Source organism: Variovorax sp. GW821-FHT09B05, from assembly GCF_059418265.1.
The window spans coordinates 308589-322031 of the sequence record NZ_JBWKPN010000006.1 but is presented as its reverse complement, the minus strand read 5'-3'; the positions used below and the strand labels follow the sequence as shown (position 1 = coordinate 322031).

Sequence of the window (13443 nt, the reverse complement as noted above, 5' to 3'; positions counted from 1 at the left end):
GCTATCCATTTCCCGCAGGCCGGAGCCCCGGGGTTTTCACGGAGCGCGGCGCGCTGGCTCGACCGCCGCCACCGAAGCCTTCACGGCCGGCGCGGCGGGCAACGGCGATTCAGGCCAAGGTGTAGGCCGTCTTCACCGTGGTGAAGAACTCCTGCGCATAACGCCCCTGCTCGCGCGGACCGTAGCTCGATCCCTTGCGACCGCCGAAGGGCACGTGGTAGTCCACGCCCGCGGTCGGCAGGTTCACCATCACCATGCCGGCCTGGCTGTGGCGCTTGAAGTGCGTGGCGTACTTCAGCGACGTGGTCGCGATGCCCGCCGACAGGCCGAACTCGGTGTCGTTGGCCGTGGCCAGCGCCTCCTCGTAGTTCTTCACGCGAATCACGCTCGCCACCGGGCCGAAGATCTCTTCCTTGTTGATGCGCATCGCCGCGGCCGATTCGCTGAACAGCGCGGGCGACATGTAGTAGCCGTCGGTGTCGAGCTTCAGGCGTTCGCCGCCGGCGGCCAGCACCGCGCCCTCGGCCTTGCCGATGTCGACGTACTCCAGGTCCTGCTCGAGCTGCGACTTCGAGGACACCGGGCCCACATCGGTGCCCTGCGCGAGCGCGTCGCCGACCTTGATCTTGGCCATGCGTTCCTTCATCGCCGCGATGAACTTCGGGTAGATGCCCTCGGTGACGATCAGCCGGCTCGAGGCCGTGCAGCGCTGGCCGGTCGAATAGAAGGCGCTCTGCGTGCTCAGTTCCACCGCCTGCGCGAGGTCGGCATCGTCGAGCACCACCTGCGGGTTCTTGCCGCCCATCTCGAGCTGCACCTTCTTGCCGTTCTTCACGCACTGCACCGCGATGTTGCGGCCCACGCCCACCGAGCCGGTGAAGCTGATCGCATGGATGCCCGGGTGGTTGACCAGCGCATCGCCGATCACGCTGCCGCGGCCCATCACGAGGTTGAACACACCGGCCGGAATGCCCGAGCGGCTGATGATCTCGGCCAGCGCCCAGGCGCAGCCCGGCACCAGGTCGGCGGGCTTGAGCACCACGCAGTTGCCGAACGCCAGCGCGGGCGCGATCTTCCAGGCGGGAATGGCGATCGGGAAGTTCCACGGCGTGATCAGGCCGACCACGCCCACGGGCTCGCGCGTGATCTCCACGCCGATGTTGGGGCGCACCGAGGGCAGCAGCTCGCCCGACAGGCGCAGGCACTCGCCCGCGAAGAACTTGAAGATCTGGCCGGCGCGCGTGGCCTCGCCGATGCCCTCGGCCTTGGTCTTGCCTTCCTCGCGCGCGAGCAGCGTGCCGAGCTCCTCCTTGCGCGCGAGGATCTCGTTGCCGATCTTGTCGAGCGCGTCGGAGCGTGCCTGCACGCTGCCCGTGGCCCAGGCCGGGAAGGCGGCGGTGGCGGCCGCCACGGCCGCTTCGACATGGCTCGCATCGCCCTGGGTGTAGTGGCCCAGCACGTCGCCGAGGTTGCTGGGGTTGACGTTGGGGCTGTAGCTCGCGCCGGCGCGCCATTCGCCGCCGATCAGGTTGTCGTGGTTCTGCATGGAATGCATCCTTGTTGCTGCGTAAAGAACGGAATGAGGGGTGAGGCCGGCGGTCTCAGCGGACCATGCAGGGCCGTTTGTTGTCGAAGCGCCAGCCGGGAATCAGGTACTGCATCGCCTGCGCATCATCGCGCGCGCCCAGGCCATGCTTCAAGTAGAGCGCGTGAGCTTTTTTGACTTCGTCCATGTCGAGCTCCACGCCGAGGCCGCCGCGCGTGGGCACCTTCACGAAGCCGCCCTCGATGCGCAGCGGCTCCCTGGTCAGGCGCTGGCCGTCCTGCCAGATCCAGTGCGTGTCGATGGCCGTGACCTTGCCCGGCGCGGCCGCCGCCACGTGCGTGAACATGGCCAGCGAAACGTCGAAGTGGTTGTTCGAATGCGAGCCCCAGGTCAGGCCCCAGGCCTGGCACAGCTGGGCCACGCGCACCGAACCGGCCAGGGTCCAGAAATGCGGGTCGGCCAGCGGGATGTCGACCGACTGCAGCGACAGGCTGTGCACCATCTCGCGCCAGTCGGTGGCGACCATGTTGGTGGCCGTGGGCAGGCCGGTGGCGCGGCGGAACTCGGCCATCACCTCGCGGCCCGAGAACACGCCCTCGGCGCCGCACGGGTCCTCGGCATAGGCCATCACGCCATGCAGGTCGCGGCACAGCCGCACCGCGTCGGCCAGCAGCCAGCCGCCGTTGGGATCGAGCGTGACGCGCGCTTGCGGAAAGCGCTCGTGCAGCGCGCGGATCGCCTCCACCTCCTCCTCGCCGCGCAGCACGCCGCCCTTGAGCTTGAAGTCGGTGAAGCCGTAGCGCGCATGCGCGGCCTCGGCCAGGCGCACGATGGCCTCGGGGGTCATGGCCTCCTCGTGGCGCAGGCGGAACCAGTCGTTATCGGCGCCTGGGTCGCTGTCGTAGGGCAGGTCGGTCTTCGCGCGGTCGCCCACGTAGAACAGGTAGCCGAGCATCTGCACCGCGTCGCGCTGCTGGCCCTCGCCGAGCAGCGCCGCCACCGGCACCTCGAGGAACTGGCCCAGCAGGTCGAGCAGCGCGGCCTCGACGGCCGTGACCGCATGGATGGTCACGCGCAGGTCGAAGGTCTGCAGGCCGCGCCCGCCGCTGTCGCGCGCGGCGAACTCGCGGCGCATGGCGTTGAGCACCGCGTTGTGGTTGCCGATGGGCTGGCCCACGACCAGCGCGCGCGCGTCCTCGAGCGTCTGGCGGATCTTCTCGCCGCCGGGCACCTCGCCCACGCCGGTGCGCCCGGTGCTGTCGGTGAGGATCAGCAGGTTGCGCGTGAAGAAGGGACCGTGCGCGCCGCTGAGGTTCATCAGCATGCTGTCGCGGCCCGCGACCGGGATCACCTGCATCTCGGTGACGACGGGGGTGGAGGAACGGGAGTCCGGGAGCGTCATGGCTTTGGCGTCGGTTCTGAAGGCTGCGGGCCCGCGGGGCCCTTGTCAATCGGCGTGATCAATCGGCGGTGATGTGCCGGGTTTCGATCAGGGTCTTCCAGCGCGTCCATTCGCGCGCCTGGAAGGCGGTGAATTCCTCGGGCGTGCTCGCGACGATCTCGAGGCCCTGCTCGAGCATGCGCTTCCTGGTCTCGGGATCCTGCATCGCGGCCACCACGGCATCGGCCAGCTTCTTCTTCGTGGCCGGCGGCAGCCCGCGTGGCGCGGCCACGCCCTGCCACGAATAGACGTCGGCGCCCTTCACGCCGGCCTCGGCCAGCGTTGGCACCTCGGGCAGCACGGGCGAGCGCTTGTCGCCGGTGACGGCGATGGCGCGCAGCTTGCCGGCACGGATGTGCGGCAGCACGGCATTGACGTTCTGGAACGAGAAGTCGACCTGGTTGCCGAGCAGGTCGTTGACCGCCGGCGCACCGCCCTTGTAGGGCACGTGCACGCCCTCGGTCTTCGTCTGTTGCCAGAACAGTTCGGCCGACAGGTGATCGGAGGAGCCGTTGCCCGAGCTCGCGAACGAGACCTTGCCCGGTGTCTTGCGCAGCAGCGCGAGCACCTCGGCTACCGTCTTCTCGGGCCGCGCGACATTGGCCACCAGCACGTTGGGCGCCTGCACCGGCACGCTGATGTAGTCGAAGTCTTTCGTCGCGTCGTAGGGCACGCTCTTCTGCAGGTGCGGCGTGACGACGAAGGCGCCGAGCGAGGACACCAGCAGGGTGTAGCCGTCGGGTGCCGCGCGCTTGACGAAGCCGGTGCCGATGGTGCCGGTGGCACCGGGCCGGTTGTCGACCACGAAGCTGCCGCCGAGCTTCGTCTGCAACTGCAACGCCAGCGCGCGCGCCACCATGTCGGTGGAGCCGCCCGCGGGGAACGGCACGATGATGGTCACGGGCTTCTGCAGCGGCCAGTCGCCCTGTGCGGACGCGGCCATCGGCAGCCAGGCCGCACCGGCCAGGCCGACCAGGCCGGCCGCGAGCAATGCTCTGCGCTTCATGCGTGCCTTCCGCAAATCAGGAAGCGCGCACGGCCTGGCGCGCGAGCAGCTTCCAGTCGCCGCCCTGCTTCTGCCACACGCCGAGGATCTTCAGCGCCACCTTGCCGGGCTTGCCCGAGTCGTTGGTGTCGGCGGCCAGCGCATGGCGCACGATGGCGGTGCGGGCATCGACCACCTTCACGGTCTGCTCGGTGATGGTGATGGTCACGAAGTCGGACTTGCCGTCGAGCAGGTCGGCGATGAAGCTTTCCTTGGTGTCGACCTTGCCGCCCGAGTGGCCGTAGCTGAGCTCGTCGGCCACCAGCGCCGACAGCGCGGGACGGGTCGGGTCGACCATCGCGATGCGCAGCCGCTCGGCGGCCGCGGCCACGTCGGCCGCATCGGAGGCGCTGCCACCGCCCGTGGGCATGACGTTGGCGCAGCCCGAGAACAGTGCCGCGGCGGCGGCAACGAGGAACAGTTTCTTCAGCATGTCGTCATCTCCGGTGTTGTGTGTGTTTCTTGTTCGACAGCCGCGCCGCTTACTGCGGGCCCAGCTTCTCGATCAGCGCGGCGAGCTGCGCGACCTCGTCGGGCTTGAGGTCGGTCAGCGGCGCGCGCACCGGGCCGGCGTCGTGGCCGACGATCTTGGCGCCGGCCTTCACGATGCTCACCGCGTAGCCCGGCACGCGGTTGCGCAGCTCGAGGTAGGGCATGAAGAAGTCCTTCAGCAGGCGGTGCTGGGTCGGCAGATCGTCGTTGGCGACGGCCTTGTAGAAGTCCATCGCGGTCTTCGGGATGAAGTTGAAGACGGCCGACGAATACACCGGCGTGCCCATGGCCTTGTAGGCCGCGGCATAGACCTCGGCCGTGGGCAGGCCGCCCAGGTAGGCGAAGCGGTCGCCCATCTTCTGGTAGATGGCGACCATCGCCTCGATGTCGCCCACGCCGTCCTTGAAGCCCACCAGGTTCGGGTTGCGTTCGGCCAGGCGCGCCAGCGTGTCGGGCTTGAGGCGGCTGGTGGCGCGGTTGTAGACGATCACGCCGAACTTCACGCTCTTGCACACGGCCTCGACGTGCGCGGCGATGCCGTCCTGGCCGGCTTCGGTCAGGTAGTGCGGCAGCAGCAGGATGCCGTGCGCGCCGGCCTTCTCGGCCGCCTGCGCGCACTGGATCGCGAAGCGCGTGGGACCGCCGGCGCCCGCGATGATCGGCACCTTGCCGCGGCAGGTGTCGACCGCGGTCTGGATGATGCCGGGGTACTCCTCGCCGGTCAGCGAGAAGAACTCTCCCGTGCCGCCGGCCGCGAACAGCGCGCTGGCGCCGTAGGGCGCGAGCCATTCGAGGCGCTCGATGTAGCCCTTCCTGTCGAAGTCGCCGTTGGCATCGAAGTCGGTCAGCGGGAACGAGAGCAGGCCGGAGCCCATGATGTTTTTGAGTTCTTGCGGGTTCATCGAAGAAAACGTCCAGTGAAAGAAATGAAGAAAGGGTTCGAAGCGGCGAGCGCGTTCAGTCGAGCTTGATGCTGGCGTCGGCCACCACCTTGGCCCAGCGCGCGCGTTCCTTGTCGAAGAAGCGCTCCTCCTCGGCCGGGGTCATGGTCACCACCTCGGCGCCCTGCCCCGCGAGCCGCGAGCGGATGTCGGCCGTGCGGATGACGGCGATCAGTTCCTTGTTGAGGCGCTGCACGATCGCCTCGGGCGTGCCGCGCGCGACGCGCACGCCCTGCCAGGTGCCCGATTCGTAGCCGGGCACGCCCTGCTCGGCGATGGTCGGCACGTCTCCGATCAGCGGCATGCGCGTGGCCTTGGACACGCCCAGCACCTTGAGGCGGCCGCCCTGCACCTGCGGCAGGGTGGCGAGCATGCCGTTCATCAGCACCTGGGTCTGGCCCGAGACGGTGTCCTGCACCGCCTGCACGCCGCCCTTGTAGGGCACGTAGGTCCACTTCGCGCCGCTGGCGCGCTCGAGCGCCACGCCGGCCAGGTGCGGCGCGCTGCCGGTGGCGGTCACGGCGAAATTGAGCTCGGAGGTCTTCGAGAGCGCGACCAGTTCCTTGAGGTTGTTGGCCTTCACCGATGGATGCACCACCAGCAGGTGCGGCGAATAGGCCAGCATGGTCACGCCGCGCAGGTCCTTCGACGGATCGAAGGACAGCCTGGTGTAGACCGAGGGGCTGATCGCCAGCGCGCCCACGTCGCACAACAGCAGCGTGTAGCCGTCGGGCGCGGACTTGGCGACGAAGTCGGCGCCCAGGTTGCCGTTGGCGCCGGGCTTGTTCTCGACGATCACCGGCTGCTTCAGCGCTTCCGACAAGGGCTGGCTGATGGCGCGCGCGATGATGTCCGACGAACCGCCGGGCGGGTACGGCACCACGATGCGCAGCGGCTTCGCGGGCCAGCCGGCGGTGCCGGCTTGCGCCAGGGCGAACCCCGGCAGGCTTGCGGCCAACGTCGTGGCCAGTGCGGCGCTGAGCGCGCCGCGGCGTTTGATGGTCATCCTCTGCCTCCAGTTGTCTCGATGGTCGATGCCTCGCTCGTTGGTCTTGCGAGTTATCAGTCATCGTACAACTAGAAAAACAAGTTGTCCAGCATCACGAACCCCAAAAGGGGTTCAATGGACTAGTTATCGGAGGACTTGGCCGCTTCGGCCTTCTTCTGCGCCGCTTCCTGCGCCATGCGCAGCCGTTCGCGGCTGTTGGTCAGGTGGATGCGCATCGCGGCGCGGGCCGACTCGGGGTCGCGCCGCGCGATCGCCGCATAGATCTCTTCGTGCTCGCGGTTGACGCGGCTGAGGTAGGCCCCGCCCTCCTGGTGGCGGATCGCGCTGATGCGGGTGCGCGGAATGATCGTCGTGCCCAGGTGCCGCATGATGTCGGCGAAATAGGGGTTGCCGGTCGACTGGGCGATCTGCAGGTGGAAGCGGAAGTCGGGCGCCACGGTGTCGCCCGAGACCGTCACGTTGTGCTCGAAATCGTCGAGCGCCTGGCGCATCGCGACCAGCTGCTCCTCGGTGCGGCGGCTCGCGGCCAGCCCGGCCGATTCGGTCTCGAGGCTGATGCGCAGCTCGAGCACGGCCAGCACGTCGACCGAGGTCGCGATCTCGCCCGGCTCGAGCCGGAACACCCCGCCCGGGCGCGGCTGCAGCACGAAGGTGCCGACGCCGTGCAGGGTCTCCACCAGCCCGCCGGCCTGCAGCTTGGACAGCGCCTCGCGCACCACGGTGCGGCTCACGCCATAGGCCTGCATGATGGCCGACTCGGTCGGCAGCTTGTCGCCCGGCCGCAGCACCTGGCTGCGGATCTTCTCGCCCAGGTCTTCCACCAGCCCGTGCGCCAGTCCGCGCGCGCGCTGGCGCGGCCGCCCCACGAAGGCGCTGCCGCCCTTCGGGGCGGAAACACCGGCTTCCGGCGCATCGGAAACCAAGGGATTACCCGCAGTCGTCTGGTCCATACCCACGATCATAATCTCCCATTAGTTGTACGACAACAGATAACCTATCACTCAAAACCTGCCAGATCGCCGCCTTCGCACCTCTGCGGGTGTTCTCGTCGAAGCGGCATTCACATGAAGTATTCGCTCGATTTCTCTCCGCTGGCATCGTACTGGCCCGTGTTCGTCAACGGGGCATGGCTGACCCTGAAGATGACCGCGCTGGCCGTGCTGATCGGCGTCTGCGTGGGCACGCTGGTGGCTTTCGCCAAGCGCAGCCGCATCCGGCCCCTGTCGCGCGCCTGCTCGATCTACATCGAGGTGGTGCGCAACACGCCGTTCCTGGTCCAGATCTTCCTGCTGTACTTCGGCCTCGCGAGCTTCGGCCTGCGCATGCCGACCTTCGCGGCCGCGGTGCTGGCGATGGTGATCAACATCGCGGCCTACGCGGCCGAGATCATCCGCGCCGGCCTCGAGTCGGTGCCGCGCGGGCAGATCGAGGCCGCCGAGTGCCTGGGCCTGTCGAAGTGGCGCATCGGCTGGCACGTGATGCTGCAGCCTTCGATCGAGAAGGTCTACCCCGCCCTCACGAGCCAGTTCCTGCTGATGATGCAGGCCTCGGCGATGGCCTCGCAGATCTCGGCCGAGGAGCTCACGGCGATCGCCAACACCGTGCAGTCCGACACCTTCCGCTCGCTCGAGACCTACATCGTGGTCGCTGCCCTCTACCTGGTGCTGTCGCTGTTCATCAAGCTCGTGACCTGGGCACTCGGCGAATACATGTTCCGCCGCCGTCGCGTGGTGCGCCGCGCGGCCGCGCAGGCCGGCAAGGCGCAGCCGGCCGCAGCGGCCGCCGTCGCAATCCACGGAGGCGCGGCATGAGCATTGGAAACTTCACCTTCACGCACCTGATGTACCTGGTGCAGTCCATCGGCTGGACCCTGGTGCTCTCGGCCATCGCCTTCGCGCTCGGCGCCATCGGCGGCTTCGGCCTGATGCTCGCGCGCATCTCGCCACGGCCCTGGCTGCGCTGGCTCGCGCTGGTCTACATCGAGTGCATCCAGGGCATCCCGCTGCTGATCCTGCTGTTCATCGTCTACTTCGGCCTCTCGGTCTACGGCCTCGCGCTGCCCTCGCTGATCGCGGCCGGCATCGCGATGATGATCTACGTCAGCGCCTACCTCGGCGACATCTGGCGCGGCTGCGTCGAGGCCATGCCCAAGCCACAGTGGGAAGCCTCCGAATGCCTGGCCTTCACACGCTGGCAGACCTTGCGCCTGGTGATCATCCCGCAGGCGGTGCGCCTGTCGCTGCCACCCACGGTCGGCTTCCTGGTGCAGATCATCAAGATGACCTCGCTGGCCTCGGTGATCGGCTTCGTCGAGCTCACGCGCGCCGGCCAGATCATCAACAACACCATCTTCCAGCCCTTCCTGGTCTTCCTCCTGGTCGGCGCTTTCTATTTCGCCCTGTGTTATCCGCTGTCGCGCTGGAGCGAAGCGATGGAGAAGAAGCTCAATGTCGCCAATCGTTGAATCCCTGCGCACCCCCCACATGGACGCCAGCGTCGGCACGGCCGGCGGCGGTGCCGCGCAGGTCCCGGGCTCCTCGCCCATCGTGCGCCTGGACCAGGTCTACAAGAGCTTCGGCGCGAACCAGGTGCTCAAGGGCGTCTCGTTCGAGGTCGCCAAGGGCGAGATGATCGCCATCATCGGCGCCAGCGGCTCGGGCAAGAGCACGGCGCTGCGCTGCATCGACCGCCTCGAGGTGATCGACCGCGGCAGCATCGAGGTCTGCGGCATCCGCGTCGACGATCCCGCGGTCGACCTCAAGCGCCTGCGGCTCGAGGTCGGCATCGTGTTCCAGAGCTACAACCTGTTCCCCCACCTCACGGTGCAGGAGAACATCATGCTGGCGCTGCGCCACGTGAAGAAGCTCTCGCGCGGCGAGGCCGCCGAGGTGGCGATCCGCGTGCTCGACCAGGTGGGCCTCAAGCAGAAGGCCGACGCCTATCCCGAGCAGCTCTCGGGCGGCCAGCAGCAGCGCGTGGCCATCGCGCGCTCGCTCGCGATGTCGCCCAAGGTCATGCTGTTCGACGAGGTGACCTCGGCGCTCGACCCCCAGCTCACCGGCGAGGTGCTGCGCGTGATGGAGGACCTCGCGGCCGGCGGCATGACCATGCTGCTGGTGACGCATGAGATGGCCTTCGCCAAGCGCGTGGCCGACCGGATCATCTACATGCACCAGGGCACCGTGTGGGAAACCGGCCCCGGCGAGATGCTCGACGCGCCCCGCACGCCGGAGCTGCATGCCTTCCTGAACAACGGGCTGTAAACAGGCAGCCCGGGTTCTTCTCTTTACTCCCATACCAAACCACACCAGGAGATATTCATGAAACTCGGCAAAGCCTTCACCCGCAGCTGCATCGCGCTGGCCCTCGTGGCCGGCGTGGCACAGGCCGCCATGGCCGACCAGCTCGACGACATCAAGAAGGCCGGCAAGATCCGCGTCGCGATCGCCATGGGCACGCCGCTGTTCAGCTTCGCCGACGCCAACCTGCAGCCCACCGGCTCCGACGTCGACACCGCCACGCAACTGGCCAAGGACCTGGGCGTGAAGCTCGAGATCGTCTCGGTCACCAACGCCGCGCGCGTGCCCACGCTGCAGGCGCAGCGCGCCGACATCGTGGTGGCCGACCTGTCGATCACGCCCGAGCGCGAGAAGGTGGTCGACTTCTCGACGCCCTACGCCGTCATCAGCATCATCGTGGGCGGCCCCAAGAGCATCAAGGTCGCCGACTACGCCGACCTCAACGGCAAGCGCATCGGCCTGACGCGCGCCACCGTCAACGACACGCTGACCACGCAACAGGCCAAGGGCGCAGAGATCGTGCGCTACGAGGACGACGCCACGCTGATCACCTCGATGGTCACGGGCCAGATCGACCTGTTCTCGAGCACGCCCTCGAACCTCAGCGAAATGATCAAGCAGGCCCCGGCCAAGAACCTCGAGCTGAAGTTCTCCCAGAAGGACTTCGACCTGGGCATCGCGCTCAACAAGGAGCAGCCCAAGCTCAAGGAGTGGATCAACAACTGGGTCGTGACGAACCAGAAGAACGGCAAGCTCAACGCGATCTACAAGAAGTACCACGGCCGCGACCTGCCCGAGCGCATCACCAAGCTGTAAGGACGAGCGACGGATGGAATCGAACAAGAAACTCGACCGGCTGCTCCTGACCGGCGCGGCCGGCGGCCTCGGCAAGGTGCTGCGCGAACGGCTCAAGCCCTATGCGGGCGTGCTGCGCGTGTCCGACATCGCGGCGCTCGCGCCGGCCGCCGACGCGAGCGAGGAAGTGGTGCCCTGCGACCTCGCGGACAAGGCCGCGGTGCATGCGCTGGTCGAGGGCTGCGATGCCATCGTCCACCTGGGTGGCGTGTCGGTCGAGCGGCCGTTCGAGGAGATCCTCGAGGCGAACATCAAGGGCATCTTCAACGTCTACGAGGCCGCGCGCCGCCACGGCGTGAAGCGCGTGGTGTTCGCGAGCTCGAACCACGTGATCGGCTTCTACCGGCAGGACGAGCACATCGACGCCCATGCCGCGCGCCGGCCCGACGGCTACTACGGCCTGTCGAAGTCCTTCGGCGAGGACATGGCGCAGTTCTACTTCGACCGCTGGGGCATCGAGACCGTGAGCATCCGCATCGGCTCCTCGTTCCCCGAGCCGGCGAACCGCCGCATGATGAGCACCTGGCTCAGCTACCGCGACCTCACCACGCTGATCGAGAAGTCGCTGTTCACGCCCGGCGTGAAGCACACGGTGGTCTACGGCATGTCGGCCAACCGCGACGTGTGGTGGGACAACTCGGCGGCCGCGCACCTGGGCTTCGTGCCGCAGGACGGCTCCGAGGTGTTCCGCGACAAGATCGAGCAGCAGGCGCCGGTGGCCCCCACCGATCCCAACGCGATCTACCAGGGCGGCGCCTTCACGGCGCAGGGCCCGTTCGGCGATTGAGCGGCACGCCCAGCATGCAGGCCGAACTCGTTCTCGACGCGCGCAACGGCACCGGCGAAAGTCCGGTCTGGCAGGCGGCCGAACAGGCGCTCTACTGGGTCGACATCCCGGCGCGCGCGCTGCACCGCTGGCATGCCATCGAGGGCCATGCCAGCTGGACCGCGCCCGAGATGATCGCCTGCATCGCGCCGCGCGCCGACCGGCCCGGCACCTGGATCGCGGGCCTGGAGAGCGGCCTGTTCTCGCTCGAGCCACGGGCCGACGGCACGCTGGCCGCCACGTCGGTCGCACCGGTCGAGCACGCGGCTCCCGCGATGCGTTTCAACGACGGCCGCTGCGACCGCCAGGGCCGCTTCTGGGCCGGCACCATGCTGCTGGACATGGCCGCCGGCGCGCGCGTCGGCCGCCTCTACAGCCATGGCCAAGGCGATGCGAACGCCGCCCTGCGCCTCGACGACCTGATCGTGCCCAACGGCCTGGCCTGGAGCCCCGACGGCCGCACGATGTACCTCTCCGATTCGCACCCGAGCGTGCAGGCCGTCTGGGCCTTCGACTACGACACCGCCAGCGGCACGCCGTCGAACCGCCGCCTGTTCGTCGACATGAAGCCCCTGCCCGGCCGCCCCGATGGCGCCGCGATCGATGCCGAGGGCTGCTACTGGATCTGCGGCAACGATGCCGGCCTGGTCCACCGATTCACGCCCGGGGGCCGGCTCGACCGCTCGCTCGCGGTGCCGGTGAAGAAGCCCGCGATGTGCGCCTTCGGCGGCGCGGGCCTCGACACCCTGTTCGTCACCTCGATCCGGCCGGGCAACACCGACCTGTCGGATCAGCCGCTGGCCGGCGGGGTGTTCGCGCTGCGGCCGGGCGTCACGGGGTTTCCCGAGCCGATGTACGGCACTTGATTGGGTACCTGAGTCTTTGCGCTTTCATTTTCACGACAACCAACGATCAGAGGACGAGACAGACATGAAACTCCAGAAGACACTCATCGCACTTGCAGTCGGCGCCGCGGCCATGCTGACCACCCTGGCCGCCAGCGCCACCGAGTTCCGCTCGGCCGACATCCATCCCGACGACTACCCCACCGTCACCGCCGTCAAGTTCATGAGCGAGCGCCTCAAGGCGCTGTCGGGCGGCAAGCACAGCATCAAGGTCTTCAACAACAGCGCGCTCGGCAGCGAGAAGGACACCATCGAGCAGACCAAGATCGGCGCGCTGCAGATGGTGCGCGTGAACATCGCGCCGATGAACAACATCTGCGCCGAGACGCAGGTGCCCACCATGCCCTTCCTGTTCCGCTCGGTCGACCACCTGCACAAGGTGCTCGACGGCCCGATCGGCGAGGAGATCCTCAAGTCCTGCGAGAAGCAGGGCTTCGTCGGCCTGGCCTACTACGACAGCGGCGCGCGCTCGATGTTCACGGCCAAGAAGCCGGTGCGCAGCTTCGCCGACATGAAGGGCCTGAAGGTGCGCGTGCAGCAGTCGGACCTGTGGGTCTCGATGCTCGAGGCGATGGGTGCCAACGCCACGCCGATGCCCATGGGCGAGGTCTACACCGGCCTGAAGACCGGCCTGATCGACGCCGCCGAGAACAACTACCCCACCTACGAGAGCGCGCGCGCCTTCGAGGTGGCCAAGTACTACAGCAAGACCGAGCACTCGATGGCGCCCGAGATGCTGCTGTTCTCCAAGCGCGTGTGGGACAAGCTCTCGGCCGAGGAGCAGGGCTGGATCCGCCAGGCCGCGAAGGAGTCGGTGCCCTACATGCGCAAGCAGTGGGAAGAGCGCGAGGTGAAGTCGCTGGCCACCGTGAAGGCTGGCGGCGCCGAGATCATCGAGGTCGACAAGGCCCCGTTCCAGGCCGCGATGAAGCCGGTCTACGACAAGTTCATCACCGACGCGAAGCTCAAGGACCTCGTGAAGCGCGTGCAGGACACGAAGTAACCGGCCTCGCGGCATCGGCCTGTTGATCGGCTCCTTCCTCCGCTGGGGGAAGGCCGGGATGGGGGCACGGCGGCGCCCGAC

At 68.0% G+C, this 13443-nt stretch carries 14 protein-coding genes; 7 read left to right on the top strand and 7 right to left on the bottom strand.

Annotation, left to right across the window (positions count from 1 at the left end; genetic code table 11):
- Positions 1-109: 109 nt before the first annotated feature.
- The 7 genes from AC07RM_RS18270 to AC07RM_RS18240 form a co-directional block, all read right to left on the bottom strand.
- Complete coding sequence (locus tag AC07RM_RS18270) at positions 110-1546, bottom strand: aldehyde dehydrogenase family protein (RefSeq protein ID WP_209542307.1); 1437 nt, start codon at positions 1544-1546, stop codon at positions 110-112.
- Between the two features lie 55 nt (positions 1547-1601).
- Complete coding sequence (gudD, locus tag AC07RM_RS18265; protein WP_495335418.1) at positions 1602-2948, bottom strand: glucarate dehydratase; 1347 nt, start codon at positions 2946-2948, stop codon at positions 1602-1604.
- A 58-nt stretch (positions 2949-3006) separates the two neighbouring features.
- On the bottom strand, positions 3007-3993 hold the full coding sequence (locus tag AC07RM_RS18260) for a Bug family tripartite tricarboxylate transporter substrate binding protein (protein ID WP_495335417.1): 987 nt from the start codon (positions 3991-3993) through the stop codon (positions 3007-3009).
- Positions 3994-4009: 16 nt separating this feature from the next.
- A complete protein-coding gene (locus tag AC07RM_RS18255) occupies positions 4010-4465 on the bottom strand; it encodes a nuclear transport factor 2 family protein (protein ID WP_093343115.1) in 456 nt (151 codons plus the stop codon).
- A gap of 49 nt (positions 4466-4514) precedes the next feature.
- Positions 4515-5426 (bottom strand): 5-dehydro-4-deoxyglucarate dehydratase, encoded by a 912-nt coding sequence (kdgD, locus tag AC07RM_RS18250; protein ID WP_495335416.1) that lies wholly within the window; start codon positions 5424-5426, stop codon positions 4515-4517.
- A 55-nt stretch (positions 5427-5481) separates the two neighbouring features.
- Positions 5482-6471 (bottom strand): Bug family tripartite tricarboxylate transporter substrate binding protein, encoded by a 990-nt coding sequence (locus tag AC07RM_RS18245; RefSeq protein WP_057594498.1) that lies wholly within the window; start codon positions 6469-6471, stop codon positions 5482-5484.
- Positions 6472-6593: 122 nt separating this feature from the next.
- A complete protein-coding gene (locus tag AC07RM_RS18240; RefSeq protein ID WP_495335415.1) occupies positions 6594-7424 on the bottom strand; it encodes a FadR/GntR family transcriptional regulator in 831 nt (276 codons plus the stop codon).
- Positions 7425-7538: 114 nt separating this feature from the next.
- On the opposite strand from AC07RM_RS18240, the gene AC07RM_RS18235 reads away from it, so the two are divergent.
- The 7 genes from AC07RM_RS18235 (at position 7539) to AC07RM_RS18205 (ending at position 13362) form a co-directional block, all read left to right on the top strand.
- A complete protein-coding gene (locus AC07RM_RS18235) occupies positions 7539-8285 on the top strand; it encodes an amino acid ABC transporter permease (protein WP_495335414.1) in 747 nt (248 codons plus the stop codon).
- Positions 8282-8938, top strand: a complete 657-nt coding sequence (locus tag AC07RM_RS18230; protein WP_398500917.1) for an amino acid ABC transporter permease — start codon at positions 8282-8284, stop codon at positions 8936-8938. Before AC07RM_RS18235 ends, AC07RM_RS18230 begins: the two co-directional genes overlap by 4 nt.
- Before the next feature lie 19 nt (positions 8939-8957).
- Positions 8958-9737 (top strand): amino acid ABC transporter ATP-binding protein, encoded by a 780-nt coding sequence (locus AC07RM_RS18225; RefSeq protein ID WP_281081344.1) that lies wholly within the window; start codon positions 8958-8960, stop codon positions 9735-9737.
- Positions 9738-9794: 57 nt separating this feature from the next.
- Positions 9795-10589 (top strand): transporter substrate-binding domain-containing protein, encoded by a 795-nt coding sequence (locus tag AC07RM_RS18220; RefSeq protein ID WP_093343126.1) that lies wholly within the window; start codon positions 9795-9797, stop codon positions 10587-10589.
- A 13-nt stretch (positions 10590-10602) separates the two neighbouring features.
- Positions 10603-11415: an NAD-dependent epimerase/dehydratase family protein gene (locus AC07RM_RS18215; protein WP_495335413.1), complete on the top strand. Its 813-nt coding sequence runs from the start codon at positions 10603-10605 to the stop codon at positions 11413-11415.
- A 14-nt stretch (positions 11416-11429) separates the two neighbouring features.
- Positions 11430-12320 (top strand): SMP-30/gluconolactonase/LRE family protein, encoded by an 891-nt coding sequence (locus AC07RM_RS18210; protein ID WP_495335412.1) that lies wholly within the window; start codon positions 11430-11432, stop codon positions 12318-12320.
- 64 nt (positions 12321-12384) lie between these two features.
- Positions 12385-13362: a TRAP transporter substrate-binding protein gene (locus AC07RM_RS18205; RefSeq protein WP_209540988.1), complete on the top strand. Its 978-nt coding sequence runs from the start codon at positions 12385-12387 to the stop codon at positions 13360-13362.
- Positions 13363-13443: the final 81 nt, after the last annotated feature.